General features: G+C 55.3%; 20 protein-coding genes. 14 read left to right on the plus strand and 6 right to left on the minus strand.

Annotated features, from left to right (window positions below):
- Window positions 1-332 precede the first annotated feature (332 nt).
- The 3 genes from dnaE to ACR0MP_RS15220 all read left to right on the plus strand — a co-directional run bounded on the left by dnaE (window position 333) and on the right by ACR0MP_RS15220 (window position 4506).
- On the plus strand, window positions 333-3833 hold the full coding sequence (gene dnaE / locus ACR0MP_RS15210; protein ID WP_480887107.1) for a DNA polymerase III subunit alpha: 3501 nt from the start codon (window positions 333-335) through the stop codon (window positions 3831-3833).
- Between the two features lie 86 nt (window positions 3834-3919).
- Window positions 3920-4132: a YMGG-like glycine zipper-containing protein gene (locus ACR0MP_RS15215; RefSeq protein WP_170392486.1), complete on the plus strand. Its 213-nt coding sequence runs from the start codon at window positions 3920-3922 to the stop codon at window positions 4130-4132.
- Between the two features lie 2 nt (window positions 4133-4134).
- Window positions 4135-4506, plus strand: coding sequence for a YmgD family protein (locus tag ACR0MP_RS15220; protein ID WP_170401919.1), 372 nt, complete (start codon window positions 4135-4137; stop codon window positions 4504-4506).
- Between the two features lie 23 nt (window positions 4507-4529).
- Here ACR0MP_RS15220 and ACR0MP_RS15225 read toward each other — a convergent pair whose 3' ends face one another.
- Window positions 4530-5219, minus strand: coding sequence for an imm11 family protein (locus ACR0MP_RS15225; RefSeq protein ID WP_170401916.1), 690 nt, complete (start codon window positions 5217-5219; stop codon window positions 4530-4532).
- A gap of 10 nt (window positions 5220-5229) precedes the next feature.
- Window positions 5230-5424: a SlyX family protein gene (locus ACR0MP_RS15230; protein WP_010443294.1), complete on the minus strand. Its 195-nt coding sequence runs from the start codon at window positions 5422-5424 to the stop codon at window positions 5230-5232.
- Window positions 5425-5549: 125 nt separating this feature from the next.
- Here ACR0MP_RS15230 and hisS point away from each other — a divergent pair, with 125 nt between their 5' ends.
- From hisS to hisG, 3 genes are read left to right on the plus strand one after another with little or no spacing between them, the layout of a single operon-like run.
- Complete coding sequence (gene hisS, locus ACR0MP_RS15235) at window positions 5550-7037, plus strand: histidine--tRNA ligase (protein ID WP_170401912.1); 1488 nt, start codon at window positions 5550-5552, stop codon at window positions 7035-7037.
- 3 nt (window positions 7038-7040) lie between these two features.
- Window positions 7041-8129 carry an ATP phosphoribosyltransferase regulatory subunit gene (locus ACR0MP_RS15240; protein WP_170392482.1) on the plus strand — a complete coding sequence of 363 codons (1089 nt, stop codon included), beginning with the start codon at window positions 7041-7043 and terminating at the stop codon, window positions 8127-8129.
- Entirely contained in the window at window positions 8126-8815 is a 690-nt protein-coding gene (hisG, locus tag ACR0MP_RS15245) for an ATP phosphoribosyltransferase (protein WP_170401909.1), read from the plus strand. Before ACR0MP_RS15240 ends, hisG begins: the two co-directional genes overlap by 4 nt.
- Here the strand turns inward: hisG and ACR0MP_RS15250 are convergent.
- Window positions 8812-9243, minus strand: a complete 432-nt coding sequence (locus ACR0MP_RS15250) for a DUF1489 family protein (protein WP_170392480.1) — start codon at window positions 9241-9243, stop codon at window positions 8812-8814. The two genes, hisG and ACR0MP_RS15250, sit on opposite strands and share 4 nt — an antisense overlap.
- A 129-nt stretch (window positions 9244-9372) precedes the next feature.
- On the opposite strand from ACR0MP_RS15250, the gene ACR0MP_RS15255 reads away from it, so the two are divergent.
- The 4 genes from ACR0MP_RS15255 to ACR0MP_RS15270 all read left to right on the plus strand — a co-directional run bounded on the left by ACR0MP_RS15255 (window position 9373) and on the right by ACR0MP_RS15270 (window position 14734).
- Window positions 9373-11655, plus strand: coding sequence for an adenosylcobalamin-dependent ribonucleoside-diphosphate reductase (locus ACR0MP_RS15255; RefSeq protein ID WP_170401907.1), 2283 nt, complete (start codon window positions 9373-9375; stop codon window positions 11653-11655).
- Between the two features lie 357 nt (window positions 11656-12012).
- Window positions 12013-12813, plus strand: coding sequence for an NUDIX hydrolase (locus ACR0MP_RS15260; protein ID WP_480887113.1), 801 nt, complete (start codon window positions 12013-12015; stop codon window positions 12811-12813).
- Window positions 12814-12830: 17 nt separating this feature from the next.
- Window positions 12831-13817: an SPFH domain-containing protein gene (locus tag ACR0MP_RS15265; RefSeq protein WP_480887115.1), complete on the plus strand. Its 987-nt coding sequence runs from the start codon at window positions 12831-12833 to the stop codon at window positions 13815-13817.
- A 110-nt stretch (window positions 13818-13927) separates the two neighbouring features.
- Window positions 13928-14734, plus strand: a complete 807-nt coding sequence (locus ACR0MP_RS15270; protein ID WP_480893804.1) for an NAD(+)/NADH kinase — start codon at window positions 13928-13930, stop codon at window positions 14732-14734.
- A gap of 177 nt (window positions 14735-14911) precedes the next feature.
- Here ACR0MP_RS15270 and ACR0MP_RS15275 read toward each other — a convergent pair whose 3' ends face one another.
- Window positions 14912-15916, minus strand: coding sequence for a GNAT family N-acetyltransferase (locus ACR0MP_RS15275; protein WP_480893806.1), 1005 nt, complete (start codon window positions 15914-15916; stop codon window positions 14912-14914).
- 160 nt (window positions 15917-16076) lie between these two features.
- Between ACR0MP_RS15275 and ACR0MP_RS15280 the strand changes: the two genes are divergently transcribed.
- Together ACR0MP_RS15280 and ACR0MP_RS15285 are read left to right on the plus strand one after the other, a co-directional pair.
- Window positions 16077-16508 (plus strand): MarR family winged helix-turn-helix transcriptional regulator, encoded by a 432-nt coding sequence (locus ACR0MP_RS15280; protein WP_480887121.1) that lies wholly within the window; start codon window positions 16077-16079, stop codon window positions 16506-16508.
- Window positions 16509-16567: 59 nt separating this feature from the next.
- The gene (locus tag ACR0MP_RS15285) at window positions 16568-16966 is read left to right on the plus strand and encodes a hypothetical protein (protein ID WP_480887123.1); all 399 of its coding nucleotides are present in this window, start codon (window positions 16568-16570) and stop codon (window positions 16964-16966) included.
- 123 nt (window positions 16967-17089) lie between these two features.
- On the opposite strand, the gene ACR0MP_RS15290 is transcribed toward ACR0MP_RS15285, so the two are convergent.
- Entirely contained in the window at window positions 17090-17902 is an 813-nt protein-coding gene (locus ACR0MP_RS15290) for a DEAD/DEAH box helicase family protein (RefSeq protein WP_480887125.1), read from the minus strand.
- Window positions 17903-18090: 188 nt separating this feature from the next.
- Window positions 18091-18789 carry a hypothetical protein gene (locus ACR0MP_RS15295; RefSeq protein WP_480637307.1) on the minus strand — a complete coding sequence of 233 codons (699 nt, stop codon included), beginning with the start codon at window positions 18787-18789 and terminating at the stop codon, window positions 18091-18093.
- Window positions 18790-19133: 344 nt separating this feature from the next.
- Here ACR0MP_RS15295 and ACR0MP_RS15300 point away from each other — a divergent pair, with 344 nt between their 5' ends.
- On the plus strand, window positions 19134-19556 hold the full coding sequence (locus ACR0MP_RS15300; RefSeq protein ID WP_480887126.1) for a nuclear transport factor 2 family protein: 423 nt from the start codon (window positions 19134-19136) through the stop codon (window positions 19554-19556).
- Between the two features lie 250 nt (window positions 19557-19806).
- On the plus strand, window positions 19807-20142 hold the full coding sequence (locus ACR0MP_RS15305) for a hypothetical protein (RefSeq protein ID WP_480893808.1): 336 nt from the start codon (window positions 19807-19809) through the stop codon (window positions 20140-20142).
- Window positions 20143-20252: the final 110 nt, after the last annotated feature.

Raw genomic sequence — 20252 nt, forward strand, 5'->3', positions numbered from 1 at the left:
CGTCGCGTTACCCGGTTGCGCCCGTTCGGCCCTCCTTCGATGCGACGTAGAAAGAGTGGCGGGCGGTAGCTTGCCGTCAGATGTTAGAAACAGCGCACCTTATCTGGCAAGAAAAACTGCCTATATGATACACCATTGCACCCGAGCGGCCCATGATTGTAGTGTATGTGTGAAACTTAATAAATTGAAAATAAACACTTTTTGTGAAGGTGTGCGTTCCTGCGCCCGAAGCACCTTCTGAAAAAGCCGAATAATCACCGATGATTTTTTCGGCATTCGATGGTGCCGGTTCCCGCTTTTGCAACGTCGCTGGCTGAGATAGCTTAGCCTGTATGAGCAGTTCCCCCCGATTCATTCACCTCCGCGTTCACACTGAATATTCGTTGCTGGAAGGCGCCGTGCGGCTGAAGAAGCTGCCGGACCTGTGCCAGAAGATGCAGATGCCCGCCGTCGCGGTGACGGATACCAATTCAATGTTCTCGGCCTTAGAGTTTTCGGTCACCGCCAGCGGGGCAGGTGTGCAACCGATCATGGGCTGTCAGGTCGATCTCAGTTACGTTCAGGCGCAGCCGGGAGAAAAGCCCAAAGCACCCGCGCCGCTGGTGCTGCTGGCACAATCCGAGGTGGGATATGAGAATCTGATGAAGCTCAGTTCCTGCCTGTATGTAGACAAAAGCGGGCAGTTGCCGCAGGTCACTTTGGACGAATTGGCGGAACGAGCAGATGATTTGATCTGCTTAACCGGCGGTCCAGACGGGCCCGTAGGGTTGCTGTTACAGCAAGGTCAGCGCCCTGCTGCCGAGGCTTTGGTGGATCGTTTGTCCGCGATTTTCCCGGATCGCCTTTATGTTGAGTTGCAGCGTCACCCAGGCGAAGGAGGCCAACCTGAGGCCGAGCGCTTGACCGAGCGCGGTCATGTCGAGATGGCGTATGACAAGAACCTGCCGCTGGTGGCCACCAATGACGTCTATTTTCCGACTTCGGACATGTACGAGGCCCACGACGCGCTGATCTGTATCGCCGAGGGGGCTTATGTCGACCAGCAGGACGGTCGCCGACGTCTGACCGCGCAGCACTATTTCAAGTCGCAGCAGGAGATGGTGACGCTGTTCGCCGATCTGCCCGAAGCCGTCGAGAATACGGTTGAAATCGCGCAACGTTGCGCCTTCATGGCTTATCGCCGCGACCCGATCCTGCCGAAGTTTGCAGATGATGAGGTCGCCGAACTGCGTCGCATCGCCAACGAGGGTCTGCAAAAACGTCTGGCCGTGATCCCGCACGCCGTGACACCTGAAGAATATCAGGAACGGCTGGATTTCGAACTTGGCATCATCGAAGGGATGGGCTTCCCCGGCTATTTCCTGATCGTTGCCGACTTTATCCAGTGGGCCAAGGATCATGACATTCCGGTGGGTCCGGGGCGAGGCTCGGGTGCGGGATCACTGGTGGCTTATGCGCTGACAATTACCGACCTTGATCCGCTGCGGTATTCGCTCCTGTTTGAACGGTTTCTGAACCCCGAGCGGGTTTCTATGCCCGACTTCGATATCGACTTCTGCATGGATCGCCGCGAAGAGGTTATCCGCTACGTGCAGCAGAAATACGGGCGCGACAAAGTGGGGCAGATCATCACCTTCGGTGCCTTGCTGTCGAAGGCGGCTGTGCGCGATATTGGGCGTGTATTGCAGATGCCATACGGGCAGGTTGATCGCCTGTCCAAGATGATCCCAGTCGAAGGCGTCAAACCCGTTTCCATCGAAAAGGCACTGAAGGATGAGCCGCGCCTGAGGGAAGAGGCACGCAATGAAGAGGTCGTGGACCGTCTGCTCACATATGGCCAGCAAGTCGAGGGGCTGCTGCGCAACGCCTCGACACACGCTGCCGGCGTGGTGATCGGAGATCGGCCGCTGGATGCACTGGTTCCAATATACCAGGACCCGCGTTCGGACATGCCTGCGACCCAATTCAACATGAAATGGGTAGAGCAGGCCGGGCTTGTAAAGTTCGATTTTCTGGGCCTGAAAACACTGACCGTGATCCAGAACGCGATGGATTTGATCTTTAAGTCAGGGCGTGACCTTCACATTGCTCCCGATGGCACGGAACTCTATGAACCCGCCGAAGGGGCAATAAATCAGATCAACGCCATCCCGCTGGATGACGAGGCGACGTACAAACTCTATTCGGCGGCCAAGACGGTGGCGGTGTTCCAGGTTGAATCCTCGGGCATGATGGATGCGCTCAAGCGGATGAAGCCGGATTGTATCGAGGATATCATCGCCCTCGTCGCGCTTTATCGACCCGGCCCGATGGAGAACATCCCCAAGTTCTGCGAAGTCAAGAACAAGCTTAGCGAACGCGACACGCTGCACCCGTCCATCGACCATATCTTGGATGAGACGCAGGGCATCATCGTCTATCAGGAACAGGTGATGCAGATCGCGCAGGAAATGGCGGGTTACAGCCTTGGGGGCGCGGACTTGCTGCGCCGCGCGATGGGTAAGAAAATTCAGGAGGCGATGGATGCAGAGCGACCCAAGTTCCTCAAAGGTGCTGCCGAAAACAATGTGGATGAGGCCAAGGCGACCGAAGTCTGGAACCTGCTGGACAAGTTCGCCAACTATGGCTTCAACAAATCCCACGCCGCCGCCTATGCGGTGGTCAGCTATCAAACCGGCTGGCTAAAGGCGAACCACCCGGTCGAGTTCATGGCAGGTGTCATGAACTGCGATATCCATCTGACCGACAAGCTCGCGATCTATTTTGAGGAAGTCCGCAAGGGGCTGCAGCTGCCCTATGTTCCGCCGTGCGTGAATCGATCCCAAGCGACCTTTGATGTGGCCGATGGGCATTTGGTCTATGCGCTGGGCGCGCTCAAGAACGTAGGCGTCGAGGCAATGAATCTTGTGGTTGAGGGGCGTGGCGAAAAGCCTTTCGTAAACCTGTTCGACTTCGCCCGCCGTGTTGACCTGAAGAAGGTCGGCAAACGCCCGCTTGAGATGCTGGCTCGCGCCGGTGCCTTTGACGAGCTCGATAAAAATCGTCGCCGTGTGTTTGAAAGCCTTGATCCGTTGGTTCAGTATTCGGCGGCGATTCACGAGCAGAAGAATTCCAACCAAGTTTCCCTGTTTGGCGAGGCAGGCGATGACCTGCCCGAACCGCGTCTGTCCCCTTCGCCTGATTGGCTACCTGCCGAACGCCTGAGCGAGGAATTCAAGGCCATCGGATTCTACCTATCCGGCCATCCGCTGGATGACTATATGCCGGCCCTGAAGCGCAAACAGGTACTGACACTGGATCAGGTGACTGAAAAGGCGCGCTCTGGCCCATTTATTGCCAAGATGGCAGGTGTCGTTGCCGGACGGCAAGAAAGGAAATCAGCGCGCGGCAATCGGTTCGCTTTTGCCCAGCTCTCTGACCCCACCGGAGCATTCGAGGTCACGTTATTCTCGGAAACACTGGAGAAATCCCGAGAGTTTCTGGAAACCGGCGCACAGGTGGTACTGACGGCCGAAGCGACCATGGAGGCCGATCAGCTGAAACTGCTGGGCCGGTCCGTTGGTCCGGTTGATACAGTTGTGGCCGATGCGGGTGCAACGGGTTTGCGTGTGTTTGTCGAGGATTCGAAGGTTTTGCCGAACATGGCCACGGTACTGGAAGGCGCAGAGGCTTCGGCCAAAAGGGTGGCCAAGGGACCTGTTTATGTTTGTCTATTCGATCCCGGACTGCCAGGCGAGGTCGAGATGGATCTGGGCCGGGAATTTCCGATCAACCCAGAAATCAAAGGCGCGCTGAAGTCGCTTGAGGGGATATCGGAGATCGAAGAAATCTGATCCCGAACCGTAATGTTGCCACACGCGATGGACCCCGCTAGGCTGGGTGAACATCCTCAAAGGTCATTTCACAGGAGGGTTCCTAAATGGCAAGTTCAGGCAATGTTTTCAGGATATTTACACTCGCCGCGGCATGTTCACTTGCATTGGCCACTGCGGTACATGCAGACGACAAAAAGAAGAAAAACACTCTTACCGGGGCCTTGGTCGGCGCGGGCGTTGGCGCGCTGGTCGGCGATGGTAAAGGGGCTGCGGTCGGTGGGGTGGCCGGTGCGATTATCGGACATAACTGGAAGTGATCATGATGTTGAAAAATCCCATCAAATCTTCCTTCTGCGCCATGCTGTTTGTTCTTCCGACGTTTGCTTTCGCGGATGAGGCTGCTGAGCAGATGGTGCAAGACGTCCTGCCTATGATGCACTATACATGCGCCTCGATCGCCGAAGAGGCCGACGGGGACGAAGCCTTTGTTGTCGAAGTCGTAGGAAAGATGACGGCCCTGTCACTTTACAACCGCCAGATTAATATCCAGGATCATGCAGCCTCTGACGAGGAAAAGGCCCAACTGCGCGAAGCCTTCATCGCCGCGCTGTCTGAAGGTTGTGCCGCAGATAAGAACGCCCTTCTGGGCGGGGTGGTCGACAATGCAGTGAAGTCGACGCTGGGGTTGTAAGCGAGCGCTTGGTCTTGCGAGCGCTAAAGCCTGCCCACTGGACAACGCACAAGGCCCCAGCCTCTGTCCATTTGGGCGTCTTTCAGGCCTGAGACGAGACGGTCGGACAAAAAGAGAAGGTTCGGAACTTTCGGGTCCAGCCAGATGTCCGGTCCACCAAGCGCTTCAGGTATGACTACCAGTTTAGATTCCTGATTGCTTCTAGGAAGGTAGCAGGTTCCCTTGCCGATGTTGTCCAGCGGTGAACGGATATCGCCCTCTGGCCCCAAAACATCGTAGTTGCCCATGGATCGCTTGTTGCACACGTTCAGAAAATAATACCGCTCGGACGTGGTCAGGTGGTTTTCAGTCGAATCCATCAACGTCAGCGGATGAAATACCGTGCTCCCCAGATCGAACTGTTCCAGAACGGATTTGGCCGCTTCTGAAACCAGAGGATAGCCGCCGCCGCTGATAAACGGCGCAGTGTAGTATTCGGCTTTTGAGTTGTAGTACCACAGACTACCAATATGCGCTTTGGTCAGCAGCTCACCGCGTTTCCAGCCCAAGTCAGATTCCTGAACCATTCGCTTGGACCACTCAACATCCTCGGGCGACTGCCTTTCACGCCATTGAGGGGTGTATTCCTTTCGGATTACCGCTGAGATGACGTTGATGTTGTTCACCGTCGTGGCAATCCACACGCATTGCGCGTTGCTGTCCTCACTCGCCATCAGCTTGCCCTCAGTAATGCGGCGGGCGTTCGTCGCCGAACACAACGCCACCTGAGCCTTCCTGTGCGCGCTCTGCCTCGCGCTGCAGCAACATCTCAACACGGCGGGTCAGGCGGTCGATCTCGCTCTGTTGGTTTGTGACGACCGAGTTCAGCTCTTCAACCGTGCGGGTCAGATGGGCGATCTGCTCTTCCAGATGCTGCATGGGGCTCTCCTTATAGGCGTCTCATAGCGACCCTGTGACGCCCTGGCCAGAGAAACCCCGCCTTGCCCCGAAACAGACCATGGGATAGACCGCGCGCGGAACACTAAATCCCAAGGACGCCCCACATGGCCAAGCCCAAGAAACAGCCCCGCCCCAAGGCCGTAACGCCGAAAGGGTTCCGTGACTATTTCGGCGAGGAAGTCACGCAGCGCACCGAGATGCTGCGGACGATTGCAGGCGTCTATCATCGTTACGGGTTCGATGCCTTGGAGAGCAGCGCGGTTGAAACGGTTGAGGCGTTGGGCAAGTTCCTGCCCGACGTGGACCGCCCGAACGAGGGCGTATTTGCATGGCAGGAATTTGACGAAGGCGGCAATGGCGACTGGATGGCGCTGCGCTATGACCTGACTGCGCCTCTGGCCCGTGTCTATGCGCAGCACCGCAACGATCTGCCGACGCCTTATCGCCGCTATGCGATGGGTCCGGTCTGGCGGAACGAGAAGCCGGGGCCGGGGCGGTATCGCCAGTTTTATCAGTGCGATGCGGATACGGTGGGCACGGCCTCAATGGCTGCGGATGCCGAGATTTGCGCTATGCTGTCGGACACGCTGGAAACCGTTGGAATCCCGCGCGGTGACTATCTGGTGCGGGTCAACAACCGTAAGGTTCTGAATGGTGTGCTCGAAGCGATGGGTTTGGGTGAAGACGCCGCCGCCCGAGATAATGTTCTGCGCACGATCGACAAGTTCGACAAGGTGGGCGAGGCTGGTGTGCGTGAGCTTTTGACCAAAGGCCGATTGGATGCCTCTGGCGCTTTTATCGATGGTGTTGGTCTTAGCGGTGATCAGGCCGAGCCGGTGATTGCCTTCCTGACTTCTAAAGCTGCAGATACCGCCGGAACGCTGGCCAACCTGCGCGCCGCTGTGGGTGACAGCAAGATCGGTGCGGACGGGATCGCTGAGTTGGAGCAGATTGGTGCGCTGCTGGATGCAGGCGGGTATGGTTCGGACCGGATCGAGATTGATCCTTCGGTCGTGCGTGGCCTCGGCTATTACACCGGGCCGGTCTATGAGGCCGAACTGACCTTCGAAATATACGACGAGAAGGGCCGCAAGCGGCAATTCGGGTCGGTCTCGGGTGGTGGTCGTTATGACGATCTGGTCAAGCGGTTTACCGGACAGGAAGTACCCGCGACCGGCATCTCCATCGGTGTTGACCGATTGCTGGCCGCTTTGCGTGAAAAGGGGCGGATCGCGGCGCAAGCGACTGGCCCGGTGGTTGTGACAGTCATGGATCGCGACCGCATGGCGGATTACCAGACGATGGTCGCTGAACTGAGGAATGCAGGAGTCCGGGCCGAGGTCTACTTGGGCAACCCTAAGAACTTTGGAAATCAGCTGAAATATGCGGACAAGCGGAACTCTCCGATTGCGGTGATCGAAGGCGGTGACGAAAAGGCAAATGGGATCGTGCAGATCAAGGACCTGATCCTTGGCGCCAAGATTGCCGAAAGCGCCACGCTTGAGGAATGGAAAGAACGGCCCAGCCAGTTCGAAGTGCCCCGCGGAGATCTGGTTGCTAAGGTGCGCGAGATTCTGGACAATCAGGACTGACCCATGCCGAACCGTTCCCAAATACAGGCCCGCGCCGCCATGATGCGTGTCCGGTTCGAGGCGGCGGGCGCGCAGGTGGTTGATACGCCTCTGCTGCAGCCAGCCGGGACGCTGTTGGACCTCTATGGAGAAGATATCCGCGCCCGTGCTTACGTAACCTCGGACGCGCTGCGGGGTGAGCAGATGCTGCGCCCGGATTTCACCCTGCCGGTGGTGCAGATGCACATGTCCGACGGGGCTGAACCAGCAAGATACACCTATTCCGGCGAAGTGTTCCGCCGTCAGGAACACGATCCGGATCGTGCTAATGAGTATATCCAAGTCGGCTACGAAGTATTTGATCGCGAAGACCCCGCCGGAGCCGATGCCGAGGTGTTTTCGTTATTTGCCCTGCAATTGCGCGGGCTGCCTTTGCGGGCAGCGACAGGTGATATCGGTATTCTGATCGCCGCGGTCGGGGGTCTCAAGACCACTAGTCGTCGTAAGGCTGCACTGATGCGGCATCTCTGGCGGCCTCGCCGGTTCCGCGTTTTGCTGGACCGATATGCCGGACGCAAAGCTAGTCTCGAGGGGCGCGATGCTCTGCTTGACGCGGTCGACCCATTGGCGATTGACGTGCCCATGATAGGCAAGCGCCGCACGCCCGAAATTCTCGAACGGATTGATGCCCTGCGCGAAGACCGCGCTGCGCCGCCGATCTCGGACAATGAACTGGCCGGTTTGGAGACGCTACTTAATGTGCGAGAAACCATGCCTTTCGCGCTGGAACAACTGCGTGACATTGCGGTTGATCTGCCACAGATCACATCTGCTTTGGATCGTTTGGAGGCTCGTATCGCAGCCCTGCAAGCGCGGGGCGTAGATGTGGATACACTGGATTTTGAGGCGTCTTATGGCAGGACCTCGATGGAGTACTACGACGGGTTTGTATTCGGCTTTTATGCCGAAGGCCGCCCTGATCTGCCACCGGTTGCAACCGGTGGGCGCTATGATGCGCTGACCAGGCAATTGGGTGGTGGGGCCGAGATTCCGGCAATTGGCGGCGTGATCCGCCCGGACCTGATGCTCGAAATCGAGGAGGCTGCGCAATGAGCCTGAAACTCGGTGTGCCTTCGAAGGGCCGGTTGATGGACAAGACCTTCGCATGGTTTGAAAAGCGCGGCATTACACTGTCGCGCAGCGGATCAGACCGGGAATACGCGGGCAAGGTTGATGGGATTGGTGGCGTCTCGCTGATCCTATTGTCTGCAGGAGAGATTCCGCGCGAGCTGGCGGCGGGACGCATTCATTTGGGCGTGACCGGCATCGATCTTGTGCATGAAAAGCTGCCGCGCTGGGAACAGCAGGTGGAAGAGGTTGCACCTTTGGGGTTCGGCAAGGCGGACCTTATCATCGCAACCCCAGCCTGCTGGGTCGACGTGGACACTCTGGATGATTTGGATGCAGCGGCGGCAGGTTTTCGCAGGGCGCATGGCCATCGGCTGCGGATCGCTACCAAGTACCACCGTCTGGTCCGCGAATTCCTGACCGAAGCGGGGGTGGCCGATTACACGCTGGTCGACAGCCAGGGCGCAACCGAGGGGACGGTGGTGAATGAGACAGCCGAGGCGATTGCCGATATCACCTCGACCGGGGAAACACTGCGGGCGAACCACCTGAAAATCCTGTCGGATGGGCTGATCCTGCAATCGCAGGCCACGCTGTGGCGCAGCCGCGTGGCCAAATACGATGCGGCTGAAAAGACGGCTTTGAATGAGCTGCTGGACAGGTTGGCCTAAAGCACCCCAATTTCCGCTAATGCGCGGTTCAGATCGTCGGGCAGGGCGTCGTCCTGCTCGCGATTTTTAGGCAAGTCGGCAGGGGTGTCCTCAGGCTTGAGATACCGCCAGCCCTGGAATGGACGCTTCAGAGCGTTCTGCGTTCTGTGTACCTCGGGGTCCAGGACGATGGCGCAGCGGCGGATGCCATCCTCACCACGGACTTCATCCAGCCGCAGGATGCGCTGGCGGCACTGGACCACACCTTTGATCACCCAATAGATCGACCCGCCATTCAGAATTTCAGCGTCGCGCTTGGGCCACATGCGGGTGACGTGGCGCGGGTATCCGTCCTCATAGAGTGGTTTGCGGCTGTCTTGCCATGCCATCAACGTGTCGACGCTTTCTGACCCAACCGAAAGTTTGATGAGGTTTACGTACTTATCCACAGCTTTCCCACAGAGTCGTCCCAAGGGTGATCCCTATATTGTAGCCCTCATGCGCTTGTCATCAAGGTGTTGTGGTTTAGATGTGATCTGGGCTAATCTGAATGCCTCTTTCAGTACAGGGAATCACCAATGAGCCGCTTTGCCGCCCCCATCGCCGAGCAGATCTGGGATATGAAATACCGCTTCAAACAGGCGGATGGTACGCCCATCGATCAGACAGTCGAGGACAGCTGGCGGCGCATAGCTCGTGATCTGGCGCGTGTGGAAGAAGACCCGGCGCATTGGGAAAAAAAATTCTATGAGGCGCTAGAGGATTTCAAATACCTTCCTGCTGGCCGCATCACCGCCGGGGCGGGCACCGCGCGACAGGTAACCCTATTCAACTGCTTTGTGATGGGGACGATCCCCGACAGCATGGGCGGTATCTTCGACATGCTGAAAGAGGCCGCGCTGACCATGCAGCAGGGCGGGGGGATCGGTTACGATTTCTCAACCATCCGTCCGCGCGGCGCCGATGTGAAAGGGGTCGCAGCGGATGCCTCGGGCCCGCTAAGCTTTATGGACGTCTGGGACGCCATGTGCCGCACGATCATGTCTGCAGGCTCGCGTCGTGGTGCGATGATGGCGACCATGCGCTGCGACCATCCGGATATCGAACAGTTCATCACCGCGAAATCCGACCCGGCGCGTTTGCGCATGTTCAACATGTCGGTTCTGGTCACCGATCCATTCATGGAGGCCGTCAAGGCCGATGGACCGTGGGATCTGGTATTTGACGGAAAGGTCTATCACACCGTTCAGGCGCGCGATCTTTGGAATAAGATCATGCAGGCCACCTATGATTATGCCGAGCCGGGCGTGATCTTTATCGACCGGATCAATCAGGCGAACAATCTGAATTACGTCGAGACGATCTCGGCGACCAACCCGTGCGGAGAACAACCTCTACCGCCTTATGGTGCCTGTTTGCTGGGCTCGATCAATCTGGCACGGTTGGTTGCCGAGCCGTTCGAGGATGCCGCGCATCTGGACGAGGAGGCCTTGCAAGAGCTGGTGGCCACCGCCGTTCGCATGATGGACAACGTGGTGGACGCGTCGAAATTCCCGCTGGCCGAACAAGAAGCCGAGGCGCAAGACAAGCGCCGCATCGGGCTGGGCGTGACTGGTCTGGCCGATGCGCTGTTGATGTTGGGTCTGCGCTACGGCTCGGACGAGGCGGCGCGTCAGACCGAGCGCTGGTTGCACGCAATCGCGCGCGCCGCGTATCTGGCGTCGGTCGATTTGGCGAGGGAAAAGGGCGCTTTCCCACTGTTTGACGCCGAGAAATATCTGGCCAGCGGCACCATGCAACAGATGGATGACGATGTGCGCGACGCAATCCGCGAACACGGCATCCGCAACGCGCTGCTGACCTCGATCGCGCCGACGGGTACGATTTCGCTGTATGCGGGCAACGTGTCTTCGGGGATCGAGCCGGTTTTTGCCTATGCCTATACGCGCAAGGTGCTGCAAAAGGACGGTTCGCGCACCGAAGAAGAGGTTGTGGACTATGCGGTGCAGATGTGGCGCGACAAGTTTGGCGACGCCGAATTGCCCGAGTATTTCGTGAATGCGCAAACACTAAGCCCGTCCCATCACGTAAAAATGCAGGCGGCGGCGCAAAAGTGGATCGATAGTTCGATATCGAAGACAATCAATTGCCCCGAAGATATCAGCTTTGATGCCTTCAAAGACGTCTACATGCAGGCCTGGGATCAGGGATGCAAAGGCTGCACAACCTATCGCCCCAATGATATCACCGGTTCGGTTCTGAGCGTATCGGAAAGCGACGACAAAGCGCCGGGTGAAAGCGCGGATGCCCCGCATGAGGTTGACGGGGGCGAGGTCGTTTATATGTCCGAACCGCTTGATCGCCCACAATCGCTTGAAGGGTCGACTTACAAGCTGAAATGGCCGGACAGCGAGCACGCAATTTATCTGACAATCAACGATATCGTCATTGGCGGACGCCGCCGTCCCTTCGAGGTGTTCATTAACTCGAAGAATATGGAGCATTATGCTTGGACGCTGGCTTTGACCCGGATGATATCGGCCGTGTTCCGACGCGGTGGCGATGTGTCCTTTGTGGTCGAGGAACTGAAAGCTGTGTTCGACCCGCGCGGCGGGGCCTGGGTCAAAGGCAAGTACATTCCGTCCATTCTGGCCGCGATTGGCGGCGTGATCGAGCAACACATGGTCAATATCGGCTTCCTTGAGGGCGAAGGCATGGGCCTGAAATCCGATCCTCAGGCGCAGGTGGTCAACATGGACGCCCCGCGTGGCAAGACTTGCCCATCCTGTGGTCAGTTCGACATGGTGATGATCGAAGGCTGCATGACCTGCCGCAGCTGCGGTCATTCTAAGTGTGGCTGATTTGGCGTAAAAGCTATCTGCTGATGCACCAAGCAATTGAGACCCAAATCAGCGATTTTTTCGCCCAAAGACAAGGTCTTTGTCGCCCAAGTATTAAAATCCCCTTGTTTTCATAGGGGCAGGAAAGCGTCTGATTTTCTTAGCGGACGCTTTCTCAGTCAGCATCAATAATTCGAAGGTATTGACGTGCGTCCAGTAATAGGGCTGTTTCATTCTATGACGACATCGCAGCATATCTTTCTCATACGGTTTTTCTGATCTGCCCCTGTTAGGGCCGACCGTTAGCTGCTGATAATTTATCTTCTTTTGCGCTCGTTTTCGGTCGGTTTGTCTCACTGGATAGATGAGGGAACTGCTATGAAGACCGTCAAACTCCTACTCGCCACGGATCCCAACGTTGAAAAAGGCGCCATTACGCATCGGCTGACAGAATATCTGAAAAATTTGCGCAAAACGCGGCTGGCCAAAGAACTCATCGGAAATGATGAACACTCGGTCGATCTCGGTGGAAATGATTTTGATAAAGTTGCTTGCGAACTATCCGATGGTGTTCTGCTAACTTGGGATGACAAGCGACGTATCAAAAACCGAGTGCAAAGCGTCCTGCAACACAGGATTGACGAGGAAATCGACGCCACCGTTCAGCGGGTCTTGAATGACAAAGCCGGATTGAAATCGGCCTATCTTGAGCAGTTGTTTACATACGGCGCTCTAAATCGCGACCCACGTGAACGGGTTGTCAGCGTTACACATTTTGCGCTGATGCCGTCCTCTGATCTTTTTCAAGCTGTTCTGAAATCCGAGTCATTGCAGCTCGCTTCGGTTCAAACGAATTGGGATGGCAAAACCGGGGGTGCGGCTACTGCGGTATCCGATGACGGAAACACTCTTGGTCTTGCTTTTGACCACGCAGAGATACTCGGGGATGTCGTCAAGCGACTACGCGGGAAGCTGGACTATACCAATATAGCATTGGAGCTACTGCCTGAGTTTTTCACCCTTCGGCAGGCCCAGGAAGTCTACGAAGCAATTCTGGGGCGCAGCCTGACAAAGCCCGCGTTCCGCCGGAAACTCCTTGATCGCAAGACGATCAAGGCGACGGGGCGACGTGAGGAAGCCTCTGCATTTCGCCCCGCCGAACTTTACACGCGTCTTTGAGAAAGGAGCTTGTCGTTATGGCTCAGATCACAAGATACCCGTTCATCCGACACCTGCGGGCTGACGCCTCAAGCCATGTTCAACAGTATCGTAAGGGACAGCGGGCGCGGTTAGGCAAAGGCTTGTCATTCTGGTTTACACCAGCGGGCACCTCATTGTCGGAAATTCCAATGGATGATCGCGTGTTGCCGTTCTTGCTGAAGGCGCAAACGGCTGACTATCAGGACCTTACGGTACAAGGCAGTATCGTTTGGCGGGTAACAGATGCCGAGACCTTGGGGGATCGTATAGATTTCACTTTGGACCCCAATTCAGGTCTGCTCCTTGGGCAACCTGTTGATCAGATCAATGATTTGATCGGCGGGCAGGGCAGACGTCTCATTTCCGCCTATGTCAACCAAAACGACATTCGGCAGATTCTGAAGAGCGGTGTTGGTCCTGTGCAGGTCGCCTTGCGTGAAGGCTTTGCATCGATGAGTGCTATGACCGAAATGGGTGTTGAGATCGTGAGTGTTGGCGTGGACAATATCTCACCCAGCAGCGAACTTGCCCGAGCGTTGCAGGCCCCAACTTTTGAAAGTCTTCAGCAACAGGCGGATGAAGCTACTTTCAGTAGGCGTGCTTTGGCGGTCGAAAAAGAACGAGCCATTGCCGAGAACGAGCTGAGTACCAGGATCGAGTTGGAAACCCAGCGCAAGCAACTGATTGCCCGCGAAGATGAAAACGCCCGTTCCAAGGCAGAAGCCGGGGCCGCAGCAATGAAGATTGATGCCGAGGCTGAGGCGGACCGTATTCGCACCGTCGACCAAGCCAAAGCTGACATGGAGAAGGAACGCATGGCTGCTTACGCGTCCCTTCCGCCCAACGTGCTGTTCGCTATGGCTGCGCAGGAGTTCGCGGGCAAGCTTCAAACCATCGACAATCTGACCGTCACTCCTGACATGTTGTCTAGTGTCATGGCGCAGATGAAATCAGCAATCTCCCCGGCGGTTGTCACCGATTGAAAGGGCAAGTGATGAGTAGCCTGTCCCCACGCGTTGTTATCGTTCACCGTGCTTCAGAGTACCAAACGTTAATCGAGCAACACGGGACGCGGGGGCAGGCAAGCTTCTTCTTGAGCAGCCGCGATCAGAGCATCGAGAAAGTAGAGGCGGTGCATTCGGCCCTGCAAGAAGGCATAAACCGAACGAAAAGCGCGGTGCCTTCGGATTGGTCTATTGCGCAGGTTGAACGAGCGGATCTTGATCGGTTTTTGTTCGCGGCCAACGATATCGTCGTGGCCGTGGGGCAAGATGGACTTGTTGCCAATCTTGCCAAATACATCACCAGCCAGCCTGTGATTGGTGTGACACCTGGAAGCGGAATGTCTGAAGGTGTGCTGACGACGAGACGGCCAGATGAAGTTTCCCATTTGCTTGCTATGGTTTCGGCAGGGCTGGCCACACTGGAACCCAGGACAATGGTGGAAGCGAGACTTGGCAATGGGGATAGTCTGGTCGCACTGAACGAATTGTTCATCGGTCACAGGTCCCATCAATCTGCCCGATACATTATTCGCGAGGGAGATGCCGAGGAATACCAATCTTCGTCAGGTGTTATTGTGTCGACCGGAACAGGAGCGACAGGCTGGGCCAAATCAATCATGGCCTCCACGCACCAACACCTCCAGTTGAGCCCGACCGAAAGAAAGGCGGTTTATTTTTCGCGGGAACCTTGGCCTAGCCAAGCCAGCGGATGCAGTTTGTCTTCCGGATTGGTTCAGTCGTCTGGTGGGTTGCTCATGACATCCCGGATCAACGAAGGTGGAGTGATTTTCGCAGATGGTGTTGAGCAGGATTTCCTACAGTTCGATTGGGGGCAACAGGTTCGGATCGGAATTGCAGCCCGGACTCTGAACCTATTGTCATCCAGTGAGAGTTGAGTTTGCTTGGGATTTTCGCGCGTTCACCTTGAGCCAAGCTCGGCACATATCTGTTAATTCGAACCCCAAAGTTGGAACTGGGTCGCAACCAGCCATTTATTCGAGGTGCGGAGAGGGGCAGTTTGAGCCCTGCCAAAGCTTTTTTGCAGCAGCGCAGCGAAAGTCTGCTTCAGTTTATCAAGGAAGTCGTTGGAAACCCCTTCTTTGACTATAGCGCCGCGTGAACAGTGTTTCGGGTTTATCTATTTTTACTTCCCAAGCGTCGTTGCTCGACGTGAACACGTCTTTGAATCCCTGCATATTCGACGGCTCGTCCGAGATCAGGACCCAACCTTCATCGGACACGCTACCGATCAATCGGTTAAGCACCTCCAGCCGATCTTTTTCCAACAACATGTGCAAGGTGCGATCTATGAGCAATACGTCGAACTTATCTTCGGGAACAAAGATCCTTATGTCTTCGACGATGCCCTCAACGCTTGAATTCTCGTGACGTGCTGCTTCAAGCAAATCACGAATGCCACTGGGAGAGATGTCAACACCTACAACGCTGTGACCCAACCGTGCAATGAACAACGCGTCACGGCCTTGACCGCAGCCAATGTCCAACACGCGCAGTGGTTTGCCAGAGTATTGTTTGAAAAAGTCGACAAAGACTTGAGTGGGTTCTCCAAGTGCATTGCGCGTTGACCGAAAAAGCTTGTCGAAGTTGTACGGTATATACAGGCCAAAAATCTCTGTTGTTGAATTTGACAACCCTTCTTCCAGCTCAAATCCATTTTTCCTCAATACTCTGGCAGAGGCTGGGTTGCCCGTTTCAACACCGCCGTAAAGCTGCACCGATTGGCCGTCGGCCCTGTACCATGTGATGACACCCGAAATCAGTTCGGTCGCATAGCCTTTCCCCCAGGCGCGTTCGCAAAAAAGATACCCCAGATGAACTGTCTTAAGCGTTTCGGGTTCTAAAAATTCAGCTAAGATCAGAAGACCCAAAAGGCTATCATCAGCTCGATCTCGAACCGTCAATACCTCGCTCTCGGCAACTCGCTCGTTTATCCAGTCCTTTATCGAGGAACCGGTATCATGAATCTGCAACGGTTCAGGCAGATGTTGTAAAACAGCAGGTGTTAGAACGTCCTTAAGTTCATTGATCAATTGGCGTCGTTGTTCACCATTGCTCACTGTCTCTGACCAGCTTTGAACTCGCAAGCGCGCGGTCTCAAATTTCCTTGTCTGTTCCAAAGCGTCTACCTTGATTTGATTGCTTGCAAAGTTGCGAAAGCGCTATTGACTTCGCGCGTACACAGGTTAGTCAGAAAGACTGACTAAATAGGATCGTAGCATGAAGTTGGCAAGGCTGATCGAACTGGCGCACAGACAAGGTCACAGACAGTGGGCGAAAGCAGGGGGGCATCTGGGGATGACCCACAGCGAATACGAGTATCTTCGCGCGATAAAAGATCAGGAAGCCAAAAAAACGGACAAAGATGATCATGGGCAACATCTTCAAGATGTTGTCGATGATATGGGTGTTCGAAAAGCATCAGCCAGTGCGATGGTCTTGAAACTTGAGGAACGTGGGTTAGTGGTGCGTTTCCCTTGTCAGTACGACGCCCGCGCTCAACACATAATGCTAACTGAACAGGGTCAAAACCTACTGTCTTCTGGTGAGCAGATCTATGAAGCAGCAGCGAAGGCGCTGCTTGAGGAACTGTCCGAAGATGACGTCAGAGCGATTGAAATCAAAGTAGGGCAGCATCGGAAACCGGTCTGACAAATATTTTGCAGCATAAAGTAAGTCAGACAGACTAACATAAAAAAGGAAACTGAAAAATGACGTTCGAATTAGTCCTAATGGCGACAGCCATCCACATCTTGATCTGGGAGAAACTCCCTGAATGGGGAACGTGGTTCAACCGCTTCATTGCGGCGCTGCCCCGACCGCTAAGTTCACTCTATGAACAATGGCATTGCCCGTACTGCGCCGGATTTTGGATCGCGCTGGTTCTTCATGGCTTGACCGGGTTTTGGACGATACCGGCACTTGCGACGCTGCCAGGGCAACTTGGTGTTACTGCGACACCTATCGGGTGGTTCTTGGACGCCCTTGCCTCAGCGACTTTGATCTATGCAGCAATCATCGGATTAAAAGCCATCGGCCTACCGGCCATGAAAGCTCACATGATGAAAGAGGACTTCATGAAGTCCAAACTTTCGAAAGACGGTGCCTAAATAGCCGAAGAGTACTAGTTGAGTTTGCGGGCAGATAGAATGTCCGCAAACAGCACAAAGCGGACATTCAAACTTAGACTTTGCAATTTCCGAGATGCGCTAAGAGTGGGATATTGCCTGAGACTACATTTGATACCAGTTTTTAACGTCTTGGGCAGCGTCCTCGACTGTAAAAACAGCCTCTACCTCTGCGATTGTACACTGTATTTCGTCCGGGCTTGCACTGAGCTCCAAGATGTTCGCATCCAGGTCATGGGCTGAACCGGCATCGGAATAAACCGTATCGACCCCAATTCCGATGGAGTTTCGGTGTTGCAGAAGGTGCTCAAAAAATCGGACATAGATCGTCTCCTCGTACGGAGAATGGATGTCAACCTCAGAGACTAAGCCCAATTCCGCAGCCTTGGCGCATGTCTGGCGCCAGGCCAGTTCCATTGTCGATGGAGGCGCATCTCTGGCCTCATCAGGATGTTTTGGGTTCGCAAACGTTGACCTTCGGATGGCTTCGAGATTGGCACGCAAGCTCTTTGTGGGAACAGGAAAGATGAATGTGGTTTCCTCGGATGCTAGGGCTGGTTCAACCTGATCCGGCTGCACCTGGATGAGCTCGGAATACCTGTTTCCGATGATAGGGACTTCACCGATAATCATGTCTGTGGGGTCGGTATGCTCTACCAGCCATCGCGCCAGGGCTCTCCGGCCCCACAATCCAGCTGCCCTTCGTATCAACGGATGAGTTCCATCCGAAACATCCGGATACCTCGCGAGAATGTCTTCGGTCTGAAACGCCGCGAGCCCCGTATCCCAACGCATGATATGCACGCGACGTCCCGAGGAGATCGCAATGGATATTTGCTGGCGCAACAGGAATGACTTTCCAGACGCTGGTAGTCCGGTGAAGAAAACCATGCGGCAACGACGAGCAGCGTCGGCCAAGTGTCTTCCAATCTCAGTGTCCGCAAAACTGTCGATAGAAATTGCGAATCTCCTAATTCGGTGTCGGCCACAGGCCGAAACGGCAATTGGGCTTTGCTGCCCAAAAACAGTTTCCAGAACGCGACCTTTAAAGCCAACCAGACAATATCAGGTGCAGTGCGGGTGACACGCGCACCAATGCTGCCTGATCAGTCGGTTGCGAAGCAATAAAATAAGCCCGCCCCTCCAGAACGTGGCAGATGTTCCTCTCCGCAACCGCGCGAGCCGTGCGATGAGTTCCAGGACAACATGTTTCGAGCATCGTTGAGACCTACACGGTCATGGTGCCCAACAATCGCGGATCCGTCCTCACTATTCGAAGTCCAGTTGCTGCATGTCGTATCGCCACCCGCCGTCGAGAAGTAACCCGCGGAATCGGAGCCGGTCAGAATGTCATGTTTGTTCGGCTGACTGCCACGCCCATTGACGGGGTTACCGTTTTCGTCGAGCGCGGTTTGAAGACTAATATTCACGCCGTCACTGTGCAGCTCTTCAACATTGTTGGCGATAAGCTCTCCATTGGCATTATACCAAGGGCCCGACCCGATCCGGTCGCGTGCAGAAATGCCATTGGTGATTGTCATCGGGTCAGTGCTTCGATCAATGGACATAGAAGTGCTCAAATAGGCCGCAAAAGTTCTGGAAGAACCGGCCGCCGAAGCAAGCTCGTTGCAATGAGCATCGGCGCCTTCAAGGCCGCCCAGATTGGCGCCGTCCCCCTTACCCACACTGGTTATGAAAAACGACATCTCCTCGCTCGCCGATTGTGCCTGTGTGGCCGTTGCGAAACAGCAGATTACGAGTGCAGCAACCCCATGGGCAGTTGTTCTATAGGTGAACTTCGACATGTTTGTCTCCCTTCGTGCTGAGTAATCACTGATGCTAGTCGTATGCTCTGATTGGGTCCACGGAATAGCGCTCACGAATTTGGGAACGTGGCAGTGAAGCGCGCGAGACATGTGCTGATGGAATATCGGTTGGCTCAGACGTAGCCGACTTTCGTCACCCCCGCAGAAAACAGAAAACTGGGTGCGTCCGGCGCTGTCGCTGCGAGCTTTGCGAACGCCCGGTTCGGAGGAGCGCTCTTTCGCTGCGCCGTAACCGAACGCCTAAAACGAGGTTACCTCTGACTTATTGCACGTACGCGTCTAAGATACATCCATGGGCTCACCTTCAAAGCCAAAGAGCGGCCATGTTCGAGAAAGGGGCAACCGAAATGTTGTTTGCTGATGCGCTGGAGAAAGCTTCTTCGTATGCTGCTGCGTGGAGTTCCAACGATCCGGCACAGGTAGCAGCACATTTCGCTGAAGGTGGGGCGGCGCGGCTCAATTCTGGCAAGGCGATTCAAGGTCGGGGCGCGATTGCTTCGGATTACGCGGCACCGTTCTTCCGTGATTTTCCTGGTTCTTCTGTGTTGCTGCATGATTTTCGTTTATCTGGGAACCACGCTCTCTTTACCGGTATGCTCGTCGGCCCTGGAAAGCGCGAAGATTCTCCTGTCCGCCTGTTGGGCTGGGAGGAGTGGACCCTCGACGACAATGGCTTGATACAATTGTCGTTGGTTTGGTTTGACCGCGACGACCATGCCAGACAGGGCGGCGGCACTTTCTCATAGTGATATCGCCACGCAAAGCGGGCATTGTAGCATCTGAGAGGCGCGGCAAAGCTGATCCTCAGCAAACGAAAACCCGTTTCCGTATTCGGTCTGACTATGCTGAATACACTCGCAGTCAATTGTGACAGGTGCAGTACCTCCTACCAAATGCGTACCCAATTACGATTGAAGTGAGATGGCAGGTGGGCTCCAATGGCATTCGTTGCCGAGGTGGTCACACAGTCTTCTGCATCTACTGCGGTAGGCGCCAATGTTTGGGTATACATTGTTCCTCGCAGGTGACGGGTTTTCCGACCCTTTCAAAGCGATACCCAGTAGCGTGGAAGCAAATGCGACCGCCGCGGCGGTCATTCAGCCCGATGGTCCAGGCAAATTCGAAATAATCTATTCCGTGGATCCGAACTGGTTCTCTGGACCGGGTAATCCGGTCGATTGGCAGCGGTGTAACGGTCGATTTCGGAAACGAAAAGGAAACGAACAGATCGGAAACGCCCTCGAAACACAGGTTGACCTGGGAAACGGAAAAACTGAATTGCCCGTTGTCCTGCCTGATCCACTCCTCAATGTGGTCGATATCGAGTATTAGTTCGCTCACCCAGTCATTGTTGTCTGGGTCAGGCGAAACCAATTTTAGGGCATAAATGGAATTGTCGTGGAATTCATGACTGACGTCCTGAAAGAGCCTCTGTCCGTTAT

This window comes from Ruegeria sp. K3, assembly GCF_056531845.1.